An 18891-nucleotide genomic window follows, 5' to 3' on the forward strand; every position below is an offset into this window, starting at 1 on the left:
GCCGTGCGGACGATCTCGAAAGTTTCCCAGACGACTTCGCATGGTTCGTCCGGATCGCGAGCCATATGAAGGACGCGTCGTTCTCGACGAAAGGAACATCATGTCCAGCAAGCTCGATCTCTCGAACGAGTTCATCGGTCGCCGTGCCCTCGTCACCGGAGGCTCGCGCGGCATCGGCGCGGCGATCGCGCGGCGCCTCCTCGATGCCGGCGCCAAGGTCGTGGTCGCCGCGCGCTCGCGCAGCGACGTCACCCCCGCGGCGGCGACGTTCATCTCAGGCGACGTCCGCACGGGCGAAGGGGTGAAGGCGATCGCCGCAGAGGCGCTCGCGGCCCTCGGCGGCCTCGACATCCTCGTGAACAACGCGGGCGGGTCGCGCGGTTTTCTGGGAGGCTCCCCGACGATCCCCGACGAGGAGTGGCAAGACACCCTCGCGCTCAACCTCCTCGCCGCGGTTCGCCTCACGAACGCGGTCCTGCCGGCGCTCCGCGCCTCGAAGGCCGCCGCGGTCGTGAACATCTCGTCGACGGCAGCGACGATTCCGTACGGCCCGTTCGCGCATTACTGCGCCGCGAAGGCGGCGCTCGACACCTACTCGCGCACCCTCGCCGTGGAGCTCGCGTCGAGCGGCGTCCGCGTGAACGTCGTGACGCCGGGGCCGGTGGCGACACCGAGCGCCGACGAGCTGCGGAAGACGTTCACCGACGGGATGGGCATTCCGGCCGACGCGTTTGTCCAGCAGGTGCCGCTCGGACGCCTCGGCACCACCGACGACGTCGTGGAGGTCGTCGCGCTCCTCGCGTCGGATCGCGGGAGGTGGCTGACCGGCGGGAACTACCGCGTCGACGGCGGAATGACGGCGCGCTGACGGTCTGGCTGCTGGGTCGGAATGCCTCTCCCTCCCGGCTCCCGTCCTGCAGCGACGCGATCGTGCACTACCAGTCCGACGACTCAGGGATGCCGTACGATCACTCGGGCGGCCTCCAGGTGAACGGCGAGTACGTGATCGTTCCTTTCGAAAAGAACGACGATCAGGCGACGGCGGGCTTTCGCATCGCCAGGCTGTCGAATCCCTTGAACCCCCAGTGGAGCCCGCTGGTCTTGCGAACGCGAGGTCAGACGGTCAATGCGGGACCGGTGAGCCTCACGCTGCTCTCCTCTGGCCGCTACCTCGCGCTCGTCTTTGGCCACAACTCGGACGACGTCGAGGTGTTCGTGTCCTCGGAGGCGACAATGCCCTATTTCGGCAGCTCGAGCTCCACCTGGATATCTCAGGCGAGCGTCTCAACGCCCTTTGGCGGCGCGGAATACCAGGGCTTGCAGCTCGTGACCCAGTGCGACGGGCAGCTCTTCGTCGCTGGCACGCACAGGAACAAATGGTTTGACGAGGACTGGGTCGACCTGTGGCGTGTGGACCTCAGCGCGACCTTCGTGCCTGGCTTCACGGAGGTGGCTAGCCGACACATGTCCTGCAGCAGCGCGGCTACGGGCAACAAGCGCTACTGCGCCTTCGATGCAGGGGCCGGGATCTATGTGGATCCCGACGGGGAGATCCTGCTTTATGGGGTGGAGCACTACAACGACGCCTACCCGGGCACGACACGCGCGGTCAAGGTGCGCGAGCTTCCGTAGACCCTGCGCCAAGGCCTGCCCTTACAACGCCGATCAGCGACGATCGCCGCGCCACACTTCTTCGCGCAGCGATCCGGCTTCTTTTACCTGAACGCCACGTCCCGCGCGAGGCGCGCCTGGTCGTGGTCGCCGAACCGCTGGGCGAGCTCTCCTCGAGGCGCTCTGCCAGCCGGGCGTGCTCCCTGGCGAGCAGATCGCGCGCCGAGATCACGCGACCGGTCAGCTCGTTCATGGGCACGTCGAAGGACCGCCGTCCCCGTTGGGGGCGATCTCACGAGCGCTCAGGCGCCTGCGAGGAGCCCCGGGCATTTCAGTTGGACGGCCGCGCACGCCGCGGGTTGCGGCGAGAAGTCATCGATGGACGACGCACACGTGATCGCCTCGAAGGCGTCGCCCGTGGCGATCATGCAGGCCTTGAGCTCCGCGACCGTGGCGGTGCACCCCACGAAGCCGGCCGTCTCGCACGAGCCGGCCTGCTCGGGCGCCTCCGGAGCGCGGATGCAATCCGCCCTGGCGGTCTCGCAGTCCGTTCCATCCACGACGTTGGCGAGCACCCCGGTGAGGTCGCACAGGTCCTCCTTCGAGAGCTCGAGTGCCCCGGTGACGTCGTCGCACACCTGCTGGGCCTCTGCGGCCGTCAGCTCGCCGAGCTGCTCGCCGTCGAGAGCATCCCCGCCGCCGGTGTCGCTTCCGCCGCCGGTGTCGGTCCCGCCGCCGGTGTCGGTCCCGCCGCCGGTGCCGGTGCCGGTCCCGCCGCCGGTGCCGGTCCCGCCGCCGGTGCCGGTCCCGCCGCCGGTATCGGTCCCGCCGCCGGTGCCGGTCTCGCCGCCGGTGTCGATTCCGCCACCGGTGTCGATTCCGCCGCCGGTGTCGGTCCCGCCGCCGGTATCGGTCCCGCCGCCGGTATCGGTCCCGCCGCCGGTATCGGTCCCGCCGCCAGTGTTGTCGTCGGCTTTGCCCCCATTGCTCCCCTCGCCATCGCTGCATGCCACGAGCGAGAGCGAGAGGCCGGCCATCAACAATCCAAGAAGCTTCATCCGTATCATCGGGCCCCCATCAACGAGAATGTTCACCTGCGTGTCCACGCGACGATCGAGGACGGCTCCGCCGAAGGATGCGAGCGGAGCTGCATCGTCGATCGGGCAGGCGCGCAATGCATGAACCTACCACAAACAGGATTGAATTCTCCTTCCCTCCTCGGCAATTTGATCGCGCTGGCCGGCCAGGGCCGGCGGGGACGGGCGCATCGTCGATGCGTTCGGTCTGGGACGACGCAATGGCGTCTCCGGCGCTCCACGCCATTCGGCCGGTGCGGATGCAGCCCGTCCTCGTACAGGACGGATACCGGAGGGCAAGCCGCGCACCTCGGGGCCAGCCCTCTTCGATGTTCAGACTCGCCAGCATCTGGATGACAAGGAAAGGCTTTGATGAAAGCCCGCTCCGCTCGTCCGCCTGGCGCCTTCCTGTTACACTATCCTCGTGGTTCCATGAACGAGGTGCCGCGACGCGCGCGGTCCCGCCACTTCGGTTCGCCGCGCCACACGTCTTCGCGCAGCGATCCGGCTCCTTTTACCTACGCGCTATCCTCGCTCAAACCGGGGAGGGACGACTTTCACCTTCCCTCTTTCGTCTTCCACTCGGCATCACGAGGCCTTCGAGCGCCCGGGACGGCGCCGCGCGTGTGGGCACAGGTGCGTCCACATGGCGCCTCATCCGAGGGGCTTTCACGAACTACCAGGGTTGATATAGATCATGGCTTGGACATGCCCCTCATCACGCGCCCTCGGCTTCGACCCATCATCGCGCTCGCGCCGCTCACGGCGCTCACGGCGCTCGCCTGTCAGGAGGTGCCGCGCGCTGCCCCAGGAGCTCGCGGGCCCACCGCGCCAGCTGGCATCGAGCCGGCGCCGGCCGCGCCGATCGCGGCGGAGACCGCCGAGCCGGCGCCGGAGCCCGCGCCGCTGCCCCCGGTCTCCCCAGGGCTCGAGCTGCAGGACGAGCCTTATGCAGAGGCGCGCGCGAAGTTCAAGACCAAGCTCATCTCCACGGATCCGGCACCTCAGAGCTACCAGAACGTCCCGCCGCCCCCGGGCGCGCGCGAGATATCGTATCTCTCCGGCGGCCTCAAGCTCAAGGCATGGGTCAGTGAGCCCCCGGCCGACGGACGCCGCCTGCCCGCGGTCCTGTTCCTGCATGGTGGGTTCGCCTTCGCCCTCGATGACTGGGAGATGGCAGCGCCCTATCGCGACGCGGGCTTCGTCGTCCTCATGCCCATGCTCCGAGGAGAGAACGGCCTCCCCGGCGGGTTCTCGATGTTCTTCCACGAGGTCGACGACGTGCTCGCCGCCGCCGACGCCCTGGCCAAGCTGCCCTATGTGCAACCCGATCGCCTCCATGTCGCAGGCCATAGCGTGGGAGGGACACTCACCCTCCTCGCAGCGATGGGATCGGACCGATTTCGCGCCGCCGCGTCGTTCTCCGGGTCGCCCAACCAGATCGACTGGTCCTCGGGTCAAACCAGGCTCATCCCTTTCAGCCCGTACGACATACGGGAGTTCCAGATCCGCTCGCCGGTTGCCTATGCGACGAGCTTTCGGTGCCCGGTGCGGCTGTACCACGGGCTGTCCGGCGGGGAGCGCTTCTTCGGCCCCGCGAGCCAGCGGCTCGCCCTTCTGGCGCAGCGCGGCGGGCTCGACGTCAAGGTGGTGCCGGTCGCAGGGGATCATTTCACCTCCGTCCCGGAGGCGATGAGGCAAAGCATCGAGTTCTTTCGCGAGCAGCAGTGACCGCCGCCGTGGTCGGGTCGCGTCCCAGGGGCCCGCATCCGTCGCCCCCGGCGGGGCCGACGGCCCCGCGTCGACCGCCCGCACCCCGTCGACCGCCCGCCCCGCCTCGGCCGTCGCGGCGGCCTGGCGGTGCCCCGGGGGCGCCCCGACTGCGACTTCGGCGCGGGAGGCTCGGAAGCTGCTGGCGACCGGCGCCGGGCGCGGAGCTGGTCGTCCTGGGCGGCGAGGAGCGGAGGCCGCGCGCGAACTGCCGTCCGAGATGTGATGCCCTCCGCGCCGGCCTGGACCTCGACGACACAGCGGACGCGGAGCGCTTCGTCATGGGTCATGGGCGTCCGCGCGGCCAACGCGTCCATCGCCGAGCAGGAGCGCTGGGAGCGGGATCGGCTCCGCTGACGCCGGGCGTTGCCGTCAGAGGTCTACAATGTCCACATCCTACGCCGTCGATCTGACGAGGGGCCCGTAGTAGCATCTCAGGCATGAGCCCCCGACGAGACAGCGCCGCGCCTGCTCGGCAGCCGGTCATCCCCGAGAACGACCCGGTGTGGCAGGCCGTTCTGCGCGCGCCGATCGATGACGAGCCGCTGACGGAGGAGGAGCGCGCGGCGATGGAGGCTGGGGCGGACGGCCAGGGGATCCCGCACGAGGTGGTCACGGCTGAGCTCCGGCGGCGGGCAGAAGCCGAAGGCGCTGGGGCGGAGTTCGACGAGCTGATGCGCGCGCGCCTGCGTCGATGAGCTGGCAGGTCGAGTGGATGCCGTCGGGCATCATCTCGCTTCAGCGGATCCAGTGGCGTGACGGTGAACGCATCGACGCGGCCGTGCAGCGCTTCGCCACGACCGGCGAGGGCGACGTCCGCCGCGTCCCCGCTGACCATGCCGGTGTCATGAGATTGCGCGTCGGGCGGTATCGCGTCCTCACCACGCTCGACCCCTGGGACGGCGTGATGCGCGTCTGGTGGGTGTACAGCCTGTAACTGGCACCACCAGGACGCCGGCGTCCGGGAGGTCATCCCCCAGGATGCCATCGCGCTCGAGCCTCCGTGGCGCGCCGCGGGGCTCGGAGAGCGCGGGCTCGGTCGATCCAGAAATCGACCGAGCCCGTGTCGGGTCTTCCTCTCCGTTTACGGAAAAGGGTTTGAGGCGCGTGGAGCGAGGGGCATCGGCGCCCCCACCGCCCGCGCGTCCGACCTCACCCTGCAACGAATGTTCTGGGAGGACCCCCATGCGACAATTCACCTTTCTGGCTCGCCTCTCTCCCCTGGCCCTCACCCTCTTGACCGCCGCGGGCTGCGGGGGCATTGCCCCGGAGACCCAGGCGGATCCTTTCATTGACCACGAGCCGGGCGCCGAGGAGCCCAGCGACCCGGCCGCGAAGCCCACCGCTGCCACGACGGGGCCTGTCGTCGCTCTCACGTCCATTCAACGCGAAAAGGCCCCTCTGCTCGCGGAGCTCATGGACGGCGCCCCTTCGAGGTTCCGGGCGGACCTCATCGCGGATCCGAGCCCCGCGAGCCGCCTGGCAGAGGCGTCCGCCGTGCTCATCGACGCCGAAGCCGCGAGCGCCGACGACCTCCGCTCCTACGCGTCCGTGCTCCGGGCAGCGCGCCTCGCGGGGGTGCCTGTGATCCTCGAGAACGCGCGCGACGCCGAGAAGGTCGCGCTGGCGCTGGGCATCGGGATGTCCGCGCAAGTCGTCTACGCGGCGCCCAGCCCAGGCGGCCAGCACTTCGACGTGCGCGTCTTTGGCGACGTCACCGGCGAGGAGACCGAGGAGCACAGCTCGGTGCGCTTGCCGGCCTCCGCGAAGGCGAGGTACGCCCGGATGACCGCGGACGAGCGGGCCGAGCTAGGAAAGAGGCTCGAAAGGAGCGAGGCCGAGCTCGACGCGCTGTTCGACGCGGCGCCCGAGGCCGAGCCCATCACCATCGACGCAAAGCCCCGGATCGCCTCGATGTCCGAGGTCGCGCAGGCGGCGCTGCCTGCCCGCGGCGAGCTCCTCGCCGAGATCAAGGGCCTGCTCGCGGACCACAAGGCCCACGCGCCCGCCCAGCTCGTGACCGAGCCTCTGCCCGAGGGCACCTACCGCTCGTACAACGTGACGTCCCCCTCCATCACCTGGGAGTGCGGCGGCGACGGCCAGCGCTCCGTCATCGACCGCAACTTCACGGTGACGCTCCTCGCCTCCAACGCGCCGGAGGGCAAATACGTCGTCTTCGCGGGCAATGGCACCCAGTACAACCCCGGCGGGCTCAAGTGGAACTCGGGGAACAACCGCGGCTACTTCCAGGAGACCCTCCAGCACTCGATTCGCCCCCTGTCGGGGGGGCTCTCGCCCTACGCCCACAGGCCCCACTCGGCCAACGAGTCCTCGACGTTCACGACGTCGAACGGGTTCTCGGTCGGCGCGGGCGTGGGCGTCGAGGGGCCGTCCACGAGCTTCAGCTTGGATGCGAGCCAGCAGGCCTCTCGGTCCTTGAACGACTTCGACGTGATCGATTTCTCCTCGGGTTCGATCTTCGGCTGGCAATACAAGCTGGCCTCGGTGAGCGGGCATCCTTACAAGAAATGGGAGGACCTCCACAACGACACGTGGGGCGGCCTCTACGGCCTGCCCAACCTCGCCAAGAGCACGCTCACGGACGAATACGAGGGCATCTACGTGGCGGGCCTCCAGGATCAGTCGCTTTACCCGGTGGAGAACGTCAACCTGCAGTCGGTGCGGCACACCTGGGTCTCCCACGATTACGTCCTCTGGGAGGAGATCAAGACCACCTCATGCGGGAAGGCGGCCGGCTCCGTCGTCACCGTGGACCTGAGCTCGGTCAACGTGGCCAAGCTGGGCACCATCCCCTTCAGAGAGACGTTCGATCAAGGCGTCGCGCCGGGCGTCTGGACCGCGATCAACGAGGGCATCACCGACAGCTCGTCGAACTGGCGGGGGGCAGGCGGAGCGGCGACCGAGACGGGCAGCGCGTTCGATTACCCCCAGACCGCGGCCGACGGGGCTGTCGACATGCGCGGGACCTACCTCGTCGCGCCCCGCACGGCCTTCGGGCAGGGAGCGCTCTCGGCGAAGATCTACGCGGGCGACCCCGACGGCTTCGGCCTCATGTACGCCATCAACGACACCGGCTCGAGCTACTACCGGGTGATGTTCGACGCGAGCTTGAGCGTCGCGCGCCTGGTCCGGGTGGACAACGGCGTCTTCACCGAGCTCGCGGTCAACACGAGCTACGTGCCTCCGCAGAACGCATGGATGACGGTGCGGGTCGAGCGCGAAGGGACGACGCACCGGATCAAGGTCAATGATCAGGTGGTGCTGGCGGTGGCGAGCGAGGCGACGTACGCGTGGGGTTCGGTCGCCCTGTTCTCATGGGCGATGAGCGACGTGCGCTTCGACGACGTGACGATCACGACCCTCTGACGCGATCCTGAGACGCCTGGGCGGCGCGGGGCGCGGACCCGCGCCGCCTCAGCAGGATCGGGGTCGCCAGCGAACCCAGCATCGCCGCGGCGTAGATCCCGGACGCGCGCTGCTGAATACGGTCGTCGCACGCGGGCTCCAACTCCGCCCTATCCAGGTCCTTCTACCCTTGCTGGATCCAGGAGAGCGACAACTGGCCTGACACCCAGGGATCGCCCGGCGCACGGCCTCTCTCAGGTGCGGCTACCGCCCGCGCCGGTCAGGCAGGACAAGAGCGTGCGATACGAATCCCGGCGCCGAGGCTGGTCGCTGGCAGATAAGGAGGGATCTTTGACATTGCCGACAGGCTCGAGCCGCCGCACATCCAGCCCAGGCCCCAATCGGCGCGGAATCAAAGTCCGAGGAGGTGGCCGTGACCGACATCACCCCGACGACCTCACCGAGAACCCGCCACATTGCCATGCTGGCTTTCCCCGACTGCCAGATCCTGGACGTGTGCGGTCCACTGGAAGTGTTCTCCTTCGTCAACTCCTGGCTCCACCTCACCTGCAATCCCGATTGGACGGCGTACCGATTTTCGGTGATCGCCGAGCGGGCGGGACCCATCAGGACCATGTCAGGGCTCCAGATCATTACGGACCATGACCTTGCCGATGTGGGGGACGACATCGACACCTTGCTGGTGACGGGCGGCCTCGGGGTCGACCGGGCCCGCAACAATCCGGTCCTGGTGGATTGGGTCCGGAGCATGGACCAGCGGGTGCGGCGGATCGGCTCGGTCTGCACCGGCGCCTTTCTGCTGGCCGAGGCCGGGCTGCTGAACGGCTGCCGCGCCACCACCCACTGGCACTGGTGCCAGCAACTGGCAGAGGAATACCCGGACATCCGGGTGGAACCTGATCGTCTCGCCATCCGTGACGGCTCCCGCTACAGCTCGGGTGGCGTCACGGCGGGCATGGACCTCGCCCTCTGCATGATCGAGGAGGATTTCGGGCCGGAGGCGACCGCCATGGTGGGGCGCTGGATGCTGGTCTTCCCCAACCGACCCGGTGGGCAGTCCCAGTTCAACGTGGCCCTGCACAACAGCTCCGGCGCCCGGCGCGATTTCCGGGAGCTGCAGACATGGATCGACGCCCATCCCGAGGCCAACCTGAGCGTCGACGCCCTGGCGCGGCGCATGCACATGAGCCCCCGCAATTTCGCTCGCCTGTTCGAGCGCGAAGTGAGGCTGACCCCCGCCAGGTTCGTCGAGCAGAGCCGCCTGGAGAAGGCCAGGGCATGGCTTGAAAATAGTCTGTCGCCGGTGGAGATGATCGCGGAGAAGTGCGGATTTGGTGGCGCAGAAGCGATGCGTCGCTGTTTTCAGAGGAACTTCAAGGTGAGCCCCCTGGTCTACCGGTCGCGTTTCAGAAGGGCGGGTGTTCTGTGATCCGATCATCCGGTCGTGCGGCAACGGTTGGACTCCCGCCATTCCGACGGTACTTTCCACGGCAATAGATCCTGTTGAAGCCCATCAACCGTCCGGAGCAGCCATGCGACTACTATTGCTATCCAGCAGCTTCAACAGCCTGACCCAGCAGGCGTACGTGCTCTTCAAGGATCGCCATCAGGTGGGTGTCGCCGCGGCGACGACCGCGGGAGCGATGCGCGATGTGGTCGCGCAGTTCAGGCCCGATCTGATCCTCTGCCCCATGCTGGCCCATGTCATTCCGCGTGACATCTGGAGCCGAACGCTCTGCCTGATCGTCCACCCGGGCATCGTCGGCGACCGTGGTCCCAGTTCCCTGGACTGGGCCATTTACAACGGGGAAACCGCGTGGGGCGTGACCGTCGTGGAGGCGGTCGAGCACATGGATTCCGGGCCCATCTGGGCCACCTACCGCTGCGCCATGCGCGAGGGCAGCAAGAGCAGCCTGTATCGGGACGAGATCACCCGCTGCGCGGTGAAGGCCATGGAGGTGGCGGTGCAGCGCTTCGAGAGCCGGATGTTCGTGCCGGCGCCCCTGGACTACGCGCGGGCCGAGCCCCTGGGCCATTTCCGGCCTGTGCTGAAGCAGGCCCAGCGCCGCGTCGACTGGGAGTCGGACCGGGTGGCGGACATCCTCCGCAAGGTGCGGACCGGGGACGGCGCACCGGGGGTGCTGGACGAGATCGCCGGCCAGGAGGTCTATCTCTTCGGTGCCCACGAGGAGAGCGCGCTGGTGGGCAAGCCGGGGGACATCATCGCCCAGCGCCATGGCGCCATCTGTCGGGCAGCGGTGGACGGGGCCGTGTGGATTTCCCACCTGAGGCCGAAGGACGGTCCGGAGGAGCGGCGGTTCAAGCTGCCTGCGGCCATGGTGCTGGGTCCCGATGCGATGCGGGAGGTGCCGGAGCTGCCGCTCTTCATCGATGCCCTCACCCGGGGCAAGACTTTCCGCGACATCTGGTACGAGGAGAAGAACAGCGTCGGCTACGTGAATTTCCGTTTCTACAACGGCGCCATGGGCACCGACCACTGCCGGCGCCTGGAGCAGGCTGTACTGTTCGCCCGCCGCCGCCCCACCCGCGTCATCGTCCTGCAGGGCGGGCGGGATTTCTGGTCCAACGGCATCCACCTCAACCTGATCGAGGCCGCCGCCGACCCGGCCCAGGAGTCCTGGAACAACATCAATGCCATGGATGACCTCTGCGAGGCCATCCTGACCGCATCCGACCAGATCGTGATCGCCGCCATGTACGGCAGCGCCGGGGCCGGCGGGGTGATGATGGCCCTGGCCGCCGACCGGGTGCTCGCCCGCGACGGCATCGTCCTCAACCCGCATTACAAGGGCATGGGGGGGCTCTACGGCTCCGAATACTGGACCTATTCCCTGCCGAAGCGGGTGGGCTTGGCCAGGGCCGTGGAGCTCACCGAGCGCTGCCTGCCGCTCGGCATCCGCGAGGCCAAGGCGATCGGCCTGGTGGATGACATCATCGTGCAGGACGACCTGGGCGGCAGCCATTTCTCCCAGTTCCGCGAGCAGATCGGCCGCATCGCCGAGCAGCTGGCCAGCAGCGGCCATCATCACGCGTGGCTGGAGGGCAAGCGGGCCGAACGGGCCGCCGACGAGCGGCGGAAACCGCTGGCGGCTTACCGGGAAGAGGAGCTGGCGGAGATGCGCCGGAATCTCTGGGGTGAGGCCCCGGCCTACCACCTGGCCCGCAGCGCTTTCGTCCGGAAAGTGCCCAAGGTCGGCCTGCTGAAATGCGTGACGAACCTGGATGCGGCCTGCAGCAACGCCCATTACGCCGATGCGCCCGGGCTGGGCCGTAACCGCCGTTCCTTCGCGTCCATCGGCTGGCAAGCCGTTGCCCTCGCCGCGACACCGTGATGGGGTGCGACCACGGCGATCGGGACTGCAGCACTGCGGACGAACGCAAGAGGCCGCGCGTCGATCCGCGCGCGGCGTCGCTCCCGCGATCGGAGTACTGTTGTACTGATGCGCCACCCGCCGGCCGATCCCCTTCGCTTGCGCCTGCTCCTCTCCATCGGCGTGGTCCTCCTGGCGGGGCCTGGGTGCAGCCGCGAGCCGGCGCCGGCGCCCCCAGCGGGGCCTTCGGCCGCGCGTCCGTCGTCGGAGACGCCGTCAGCGGGGCCGGTCGCGCCTCCGCCGCCGGCGGGAGCGCCGGGGAGCACCACCCGGGGCGAGATCGCGGGCGTGCGCTACCTCGAGCACATGACGGGCGGGGCGCGACCCGACGAGCGGGTGCCGATGATCGTCGCGCTGCACCCCATGGGCGGGGACCCCGCGGACTTCCTGCAGCTGCTCCGGCGCTACCGCCGCCGCGCCCGGCTCATCCTGCCGTACGGCCACCCGAGCGGCGGGATGTACATCTGGTACGACTCCGTCGCCGACGACGTCGCCGCCCCGCTGGTCACGCGGGAAGCCGATCGGATCGCCGCCGCGCTCGCCGCCCTGGTAGCCGCCCGCCCCACTGTCGGCAATCCCCTCGTCACCGGCTTCTCGCAGGGCGGCATCATGACCTTCGCCCTGGCGGTCACCCACCCCGAGGCGCTGGCGGCCGCCTTCCCCATCAGCGGTCTGCTCCCGCCGTCGCTCTACCCGTCGGCGGCGCTGAGCTCGGGGCCGCGCCCGGCGACGCTTCCGCCGGTCACGGCCTTCCACGGCGCCTCCGACCTGGCGGTGCCGACCCGAGGCGCGCGCGACTCGATCGCCGAGCTGCGGCGCGCCGGGTACACCGCGGAGCTGCGCGAGTACGTCGGGGTCGAGCACGACACCTCCGACGAGGAAGTGGGCGAGATCCTGGAGCGGATCGGGCGGGCCGCCGACGGCCTCGCGGACGCAGCGCCGGCGCCTTGAAGCGGGCACGGAAGGGGGTAGCTCAGGGCAGGACGCTCACACCCTCGCCGAGCGCCGGGAGGCCCCATGTCCGCAGCGGCCCCGACGGAGAAGCTTTTGGGTGCACAAGTGGACATGCGGTAGGGCGCTCGATGCCCTCGAGTGCCCGGCCTGCAAGGCAGGATATCGCTGTGCCCTGCTGGCGAGCGCGCCCGATCCGGCCTGCGTGACCCCGCGCCTCGCGGAGTTTGCGCGGCTTCAGCGCTCGTCGGCGCCGATGTCGATGCGCGCGCCGCTCGTCCGCGCGCCGCCGTCGATGTCGGTGGCGCCGCTCCGGCTGCCCAGATCGATGCCGGCGTCGACGGCCGGCGAGCCGCTCGCCAGGTGGAGGTCCGACGGGGGCCCGACGAGGAGCGGGTCGACGAACCTCGCGTGCGGGTCGGAGAAGGCGCCCGCCGAGCTGCGGCTCGCGCCGAAGAAGAGGTTGTTGTCGACGGTCACGTTCCTGTTGTTGCTGCCGCTGCTCACGTAGTCGTTGCCCGACGTGGCGCGGAGGATGTTGTTCTGGATGAGCACGCCGTTCGCGTTGTTCTGGAGGATGATCTCGCCGCCGGCGCCCTGGTAGAGCGTGTTGTTCAGCACCGCGATGTCCGCCGCGTTGCCCCTGCTCGTGTCGTAGCCGCCGATCATGATGTTGCCCTGGTAGCTCCGCGACACGAAGTTGTTCCGCACGGTGATGTTGCTGGTGGTCTTGCCCGCGTGCTCGCTGGCGATCTCGATGCCGATGTCGCTCGAGTCCACCTTGTTTCGCTCGATGACGATGTCCTTGCCGCCGTCGACGTAGATGCCGTCAGCCGACCGCTCGCCGTCGTACGCGGGGTTTCCGGCCGAGGAGATGTTGTAGACGATATTGTCCACGCACACGCCGTCTCTCGCCTGGTCCGAGCCCGAGGGGCCGGTGCCCTCGAAGCCGATGAAGTCGATGCCGATGTTGTCGTTGTCGTGGACCGTGTTGCGCGAGACGACGAACCTGGTGACGTTGCCGTTGAGGACCATCGCCTCGCTCGAGCCGAGCTTGCAGTCCCGGATCTCGTTCCCGTCGATGAGGAGGTCGGTCATCGGCGTCGCGGACGTGCCGTAGAAGGCGATGCCGTGGGCGTCCTGGGAGCTCTCGATGTGGTGCACGAGGTTGTTGCGGATCTCGAGGAAGCTCGAGCTGCCGCTCACGCTGATGCCCATCGGCGTGTCGCCGCTGCCCTTGAAGTTCTGCACCGTCATGCCGGTGACCTTGATGTAGTTCTTGCTGGAGATGTCGATGCCGACGCCGCTCTTGCCGGTCCCGTCGAGGATCGCGCCGGCCTCGCCCTCGAGGGTGATGCAGCCGGCTGCAGCGGTGCCGCTCCTCGTGAAGGAGACCTTCTCGTTGTAGGTGCCCGCCTTGACGACGACGGTGTCGCCTGCGGCCGCCGCGTTGAGGCCGGCCTGGATCGTCCTGTGGTCGCCGCCCGATGGCGCGACGGTGATGGTCCTGCCGCTCGAGCGATCGCCGCACGCCCCGGCCACCGGGCTGGGGGTGGGGTCGGGGTCGGAGGTGGAGCCGGCGTCGCCGCACACGGAAGGCGTCCCGCCACCGCCGCACGTCTGGGCGCCAGAGCACGTTCCACAGCTCGCCACGGTGCGGGGGTCGCCGCAGCTGTCATTGGCGGAGAGCGGGCCGCAGCTCGTGGCGAGCCGCGAGCAGAGCTGCGCGTCGGTCTCGGGGACACACTCGGGCGGCGGCCCGCTGGTGAGGGTGGCGTTGAGGACCAGCAGGTCGATGTCGGACGCGTCGGCGGTGCTCGTGGTTCCATAGCGGATCTTGAGCTTGCCGCCCGACACGAACCGAGCGTGCGGGGACGGGAGCGCGAGGGTGGCGGCGCTCCAGGCCCAGGACGAAGCGAACGCGTTGTCGCCGATCTTGACCCAGGTGCCGGTGCTGTAGTCCCAGGCGTCGAAGGTCCAGAGCATATCGGCCTTCGCGGGTCCACGGTAGTTCACCGACAGGCTGAGCGCCGAGACGTCGGCGTCCGAGGCGCCGGCCGGCAATGCGTACTCGCACTGAGCCTGGCTGCCGGGGTTGAACTCGACATACTTGCTCCACGTATCGGCCGTGCCGCTCAGATCTTTCGTCGCCAGGGCCTGAGCGCCCTGGCCTCCGGTGGACCCCTTGAGGACGGTCAGCTTCGAGCAGGTCATCGTCGCGCTCGAGGCGAGCCCGGCGCCGAGCGTGTCGGGGTCGGACTCATCGGGTCCGCCTTGCGTCGCGCACGCGGGAAAGAGGCCGACGGCGAGCAGCAGGGCGCCGGGCGGAGCGTACCGACGCATCGTGGGAGTCATCCGGTTCTTGCGCGATCGGTTCATGGGTCGTGGTCCTCGTTGTTTGGCTCATGACGCTGGAGTCGCGTACACGACGCGTGCACCAGGCGCTTCGACGCGAGGACATTGCAAGCAGGCGGCCATGACGCTCATCGTGGGGGAACGACGAGGCGATCACCTCGATGGCGCGATTCGATGGCTGGAGCGATCACGCGATCTTGCGCAGCGATCGTACGGTTGCGCATCGTTCGGACAGCCGTCGGTTCGCGAGGCGTCGGGGCGAGTAGGAGTTCAGCACGAGCGAATAAGGCTGGTGGCAGTGGATTTCCACCCCTGTCATAAACATCTGACTGCGCGCAATCCAACCTGGGTCGGGTCGCCGGCCGCAACCTGGGTCAGGCCGCCGGGCCGCCGCTGGTCGGCCAACCTGGGTCGAGTCGCCACCGAGCTCCAGCGCCGGGGCCTGTTCCGGCGTGAGTACGAAGGGCGAACGCTGCGCGAGAACCTGTGGCTCACCCAGCGCCGGGCCGACGTACGCCTCAGCGCATCACTCCACGCCTTGCGTAGCGCGCTCTTCAAGTAGCTGTACGCGCTGGTGATCTGTGTCGTCGTCCACCGCGACCCAGGGAGCCAGCGGATCGTACGCCGTGACACCCCAAACCGGCAGCGGTGCTCCTTGGCCAATTTCTGAAAGACCAGCTCGCTGGATTTCGTCGCCGGCGTCCGACAATCTGTAGCGGGCCTCTTTCATGAAGTTTTCAGGCTGACAGGGTTCGCTCTCCAGGGCGGCCTTGTCCCCATGGTGCCCGGCCCACTGGCGCAGCCGCATGGCAAGGAAGACATCGCCGGTGTGGGTCAACCACTTACGCAACTCGTCTCCAGCCGATGAACGTCGAACAAACACGTTCACGGGCGTCGACCACTGTTTGTCGAGACACGAGAAGAGCAGCTCATCGAACCGAGATAGAGCCAGTGCGCGCCCGTCCATCCGAGGAAAGAATCCCGCCTGATAGGTGCTCAGCTCCACGAGGTCCTTACTCCATCGATCGGCGCGCCCCCCCACAGCCGACAGAACAGGAGATCGACCGGACACCTTTCGCCAACAGCGCGCCATCTCCTGGACGCGCGTCAGAGAGAGAGCGCGCGCGTCGTCCTGACATCGGCGCGCGTCGGCCGGCGTCACGCGGATGCTTCCACACCCAAACCCGGCCTCCGTCGCGTCGCCCAGGATGACGATCTCCATATCCGGTTGCTCGGGCCGTTGGTGAAGTCTCCACGCGCAGAGCCCCCACAGCGCCACCGCGTCGCTCCACAACCGCGACGTCCAAGCGACTACCCGCTCGCGCGACTGGACCGCCCCGAGCATCTCACGAAACGATGCACGAAATCGCGTTCCTTCCCGCCCACGAAATCCCCAGAAATCATGGCGGTGCTGACAGTGGACCTCGGGATCCGAGGCGCATGGCCCTACCAGCAAGTTATCGGGCACGAACGCCACAGGGACGCGAAGCCCGCGCCGGACCGCTTTCCCAATTTCCGCAGATGTAGCAATATGAATCATCTTCGGAACCTCAGAATTTGCAACCGCGGCATACATCCGATGGAGAATCTCCGGCGTTACACCGTTCCCAACAACGCTGACACACCGTCTTGCCGGCGCTCTTCCTTCGGCACGACGTCGGCCCATTATCGACACAATCCTGGTACGATGCCCTGCGGCTCCAATACAGGCCCGAAGCCTCCCGACCCTGTCGTGCCGAACCCGTAACCGCCGACCCCTGTTGCGGTGATGATGATGCCGCCGGCGCCGCTTTCTCCCTCACTCCTGAGGTAGCAATCACCGACATCAAAGTTGCACCCAGCTAGACCGAAGCATAGAACAGCCAACAGCTTGTTCATTTAGAATCCCCCCCGAATCTCCAGATAGGCCCAGCAGCTACCATCACGACCACGCTGCAGGAAGAACACGACTGCTCCCGCCAGCCCAGTCCACGTTGAGGCTCGTAGATGCCCCCAGACGCCCAGCGAAGTACCAGTCGGACTGTGCGCGCCCGCCTGGCGCAAGCCCCATCACGCGGTCACAGATCACGGCACCGCATACAGGCATCGAGTAGAGCGACAGGGATGGACCAAGGCTGACGTTGCCCGTTTTTGTGACGTACCCAACGGTAACCGCCGCTCGATCATAGACCCCTACGCGTGTCCCCGGAATGACGCTGAGCATGTTGTGAACTTCGATCCGGAAGTCCCTCGCTTTTCGCCAGAGCCAGCCGGCGAAGGGGCTCACGGCCAGCTTGGGTTCGGTCCCGACCTGGATCCGGCCCACGCTCACACCACCGCTGAATTCGAGTGCCTGCGCCGACGCCGGAACAAGGACGAGCGCACATACGCAGAGCAGGCAGACATTGCCGTGTGAGCGCATCGACATGGTGGAGGTCCCCTGGCCGAGCCCCGACAGGCGCCGTGTGGGGGGCGCGAACATTTTTTCTGGGTGCGGTTCGGGCGTCAAAGAAAAGTTGAGAATCTCTGGCTAGTCGACAGAAGGCCGTTCGACCGTCCCGGGCGCACATGGGCATGCCCGCCGACGAGCTCGGGAGCACGCCTGTGTCGCGCTACATGGCGCGGCCGAGGGCGAACTGCCGAGCCCCCACGGCACGCCCACGCCGCGGCCGGAGGCGCCGCGAGCCGACTCGCTGAGGGGAGCCGGCCGGAACTCCCCCGGTCGCCCCCATGTTACGTCCACGCTGCCGTTGTCTGGCGCAGGCGCTGGTGCAGGCGGGCCGCCTCGCCGAGTGCCAGTTTGCAGCCTCATGGGGCCACCTGACGACGTTTTTTGCAGGGTCATGGGACCACCCCAAACGCACGAGGATGGGGCGACCCGCGCGGGGGCGTGACCCAGTTTTTTGCAGGGTCATGGGGCCAGCTTCCGAGGTTTTTTGCAGCCTCATGGGGCCAGCTCGGGACGCCGCGGTCAGGATCTGAGACGGGCTTTAGCTCACGCGCGAGCGGGTCCGTCGTTTCATCTACCTTCCACAGGCGAACCAGGGTCGGGTTGCCCCAACCACGGGGTCGCCGCCTGCGTTATGCGCTACGGCCGCGAGCGGACGCAGAGGACGTGCAGCGTGCTCTCCAGGGTAAAATTTGCCGTGGCCGCGGTCGCCTCGGCGGTACCGGTGGCAAAGTCGAGCATCCAAGCCGAATTCGGGTCGGTGGCCTCGAGCGACGAGGTCCAGAAAAGGATATGCCCGGATACCGCTGCTGGAAAGCTGGGAAAGGCGCTTTGGTCGATCCATGGACCATTTGGCTTTGAGTCGAAGATGAGAGTATGCAGCTCCTTCAAACTGGGAACTCGAAAACCACCCTCATCCAATTGCAACCCTGCACACATCGAAGCGGCATCCGCGTAAGTTTGCTTGCTCGTTGCTCGCGTCCAAGTGAGGCCGGTGCCCAAGTCCCTCGCCAAGTCAGGTGTGAGCTCGTAGCGACTGCCGTCGCTGTCGGGGACCCCTCCCCCGCGAACGCACCGCACCCTGTCCGGGCCCGCGATGGTGGGCGATCGCACACGAAGGCTTCCATCGCTGCCAAGGCGAAAGAGCCGCTCAGGGTTTCCCGACCAAAGTACAAGTTCACCGTCTATATCCGGAAAGGCCCCTGGGTCGAAGGAAGGAGGCTTTCTCTGTAGATCGAGCAAACTGACCCCTTCAACACGGGTGGGCAGTCGCCAATCACAGTGCCCGCCCAGGATGAGCTCAGCGCAATATTCCGCAGCATGCTCATCTGTGAGTGAAACCGGCGCTAGTTGCCGCTGCCAGTCGAGTCCGGTGATCTCGTCGTGGGTGACCTCCTCGTCCACCCGATATTGAACGGAGTGGTCTTCCCCGGTCGAACCGGGCATCGGCCACCGCGCCATTTGGAAGAGAGCAGGATCGGAGGGGGAGCAGTTCTCGGTGCCGTCGTTCTCGGTGCCGTCGTTCTCGGTGCCGTCGCTCTCGGTGCCGTCAGGGCTCTCGGGTGAGGTCGGATCCTGATCGGTACTGCAATTCTCCCCGCAGGTTTTCGGTGAACTCGCCTCCAACGAGTTGTCACAGCCCAGGAGTGTGAACCCCAAGAAAAGGAAAGGGGCGAAAATTAACCGCCCCTGCCCTCGCCTTCTCTTCTTCTCATCAACGGATGGCATCGAGGCAGATTGAACCATTGCAAGGAGCATTCAAGTAGAACGTGACGCCGATTTCTCTAGCGGATAGCACAAGCAAACGCGTTCCACAAAGGCAAGATTCTCGGAGCCGTTCCTGACTCGTACAGTCCGACGGTACGAGATCATCGACAGAACGGGCCTTCTGCGATCAGGCAGGCCTTCCACTCGTCAAACG

At 67.6% G+C, this 18891-nt stretch carries 13 protein-coding genes; 9 read left to right on the plus strand and 4 right to left on the minus strand.

Features of this window, described 5'->3' with window-relative positions; genetic code table 11:
* The first annotated feature begins 100 nt into the window (after positions 1–100).
* Together WMF11_RS35240 and WMF11_RS35245 are read left to right on the plus strand one after the other, a co-directional pair.
* Positions 101–868, plus strand: coding sequence for an SDR family oxidoreductase (locus WMF11_RS35240; protein ID WP_437903629.1), 768 nt, complete (start codon positions 101–103; stop codon positions 866–868).
* Positions 869–930: 62 nt separating this feature from the next.
* Positions 931–1632 (plus strand): hypothetical protein, encoded by a 702-nt coding sequence (locus WMF11_RS35245; RefSeq protein WP_437973844.1) that lies wholly within the window; start codon positions 931–933, stop codon positions 1630–1632.
* A gap of 281 nt (positions 1633–1913) precedes the next feature.
* On the opposite strand, the gene WMF11_RS35250 is transcribed toward WMF11_RS35245, so the two are convergent.
* Complete coding sequence (locus WMF11_RS35250) at positions 1914–2669, minus strand: hypothetical protein (protein WP_437973845.1); 756 nt, start codon at positions 2667–2669, stop codon at positions 1914–1916.
* 726 nt (positions 2670–3395) lie between these two features.
* Between WMF11_RS35250 and WMF11_RS35255 the strand changes: the two genes are divergently transcribed.
* The 7 genes from WMF11_RS35255 to WMF11_RS35285 all read left to right on the plus strand — a co-directional run bounded on the left by WMF11_RS35255 (position 3396) and on the right by WMF11_RS35285 (position 12187).
* Positions 3396–4418, plus strand: a complete 1023-nt coding sequence (locus WMF11_RS35255) for an alpha/beta hydrolase family protein (RefSeq protein ID WP_437973846.1) — start codon at positions 3396–3398, stop codon at positions 4416–4418.
* A gap of 479 nt (positions 4419–4897) precedes the next feature.
* Positions 4898–5155 (plus strand): hypothetical protein, encoded by a 258-nt coding sequence (locus WMF11_RS35260; RefSeq protein WP_437903633.1) that lies wholly within the window; start codon positions 4898–4900, stop codon positions 5153–5155.
* A complete protein-coding gene (locus tag WMF11_RS35265) occupies positions 5152–5394 on the plus strand; it encodes a type II toxin-antitoxin system RelE family toxin (protein ID WP_437973847.1) in 243 nt (80 codons plus the stop codon). The genes WMF11_RS35260 and WMF11_RS35265 overlap by 4 nt, the downstream gene beginning before the upstream one ends.
* 248 nt (positions 5395–5642) lie before the next feature.
* Positions 5643–7844: a hypothetical protein gene (locus WMF11_RS35270; protein ID WP_437973848.1), complete on the plus strand. Its 2202-nt coding sequence runs from the start codon at positions 5643–5645 to the stop codon at positions 7842–7844.
* Between the two features lie 412 nt (positions 7845–8256).
* On the plus strand, positions 8257–9273 hold the full coding sequence (locus WMF11_RS35275; RefSeq protein WP_437973849.1) for a GlxA family transcriptional regulator: 1017 nt from the start codon (positions 8257–8259) through the stop codon (positions 9271–9273).
* Between the two features lie 103 nt (positions 9274–9376).
* Positions 9377–11197, plus strand: coding sequence for an enoyl-CoA hydratase-related protein (locus WMF11_RS35280; RefSeq protein ID WP_437973850.1), 1821 nt, complete (start codon positions 9377–9379; stop codon positions 11195–11197).
* Between the two features lie 108 nt (positions 11198–11305).
* Positions 11306–12187, plus strand: coding sequence for an alpha/beta hydrolase (locus tag WMF11_RS35285; protein WP_437973851.1), 882 nt, complete (start codon positions 11306–11308; stop codon positions 12185–12187).
* Between the two features lie 237 nt (positions 12188–12424).
* Here the strand turns inward: WMF11_RS35285 and WMF11_RS35290 are convergent, their stop codons facing one another.
* The 3 genes from WMF11_RS35290 to WMF11_RS35300 all read right to left on the minus strand — a co-directional run bounded on the left by WMF11_RS35290 (position 12425) and on the right by WMF11_RS35300 (position 18728).
* Positions 12425–14530, minus strand: a complete 2106-nt coding sequence (locus tag WMF11_RS35290) for a choice-of-anchor Q domain-containing protein (RefSeq protein WP_437973852.1) — start codon at positions 14528–14530, stop codon at positions 12425–12427.
* A 538-nt stretch (positions 14531–15068) separates the two neighbouring features.
* The gene (locus WMF11_RS35295; protein ID WP_437973853.1) at positions 15069–15764 is read right to left on the minus strand and encodes a hypothetical protein; all 696 of its coding nucleotides are present in this window, start codon (positions 15762–15764) and stop codon (positions 15069–15071) included.
* Positions 15765–17609: 1845 nt separating this feature from the next.
* On the minus strand, positions 17610–18728 hold the full coding sequence (locus tag WMF11_RS35300; RefSeq protein ID WP_437973854.1) for a DUF1566 domain-containing protein: 1119 nt from the start codon (positions 18726–18728) through the stop codon (positions 17610–17612).
* Between the last annotated feature and the right edge of the window lie 163 nt (positions 18729–18891).

This window comes from Sorangium sp. So ce295, from assembly GCF_051527405.1.
Lineage (GTDB): Bacteria > Myxococcota_A > Polyangia > Polyangiales > Polyangiaceae > Sorangium > Sorangium cellulosum_B.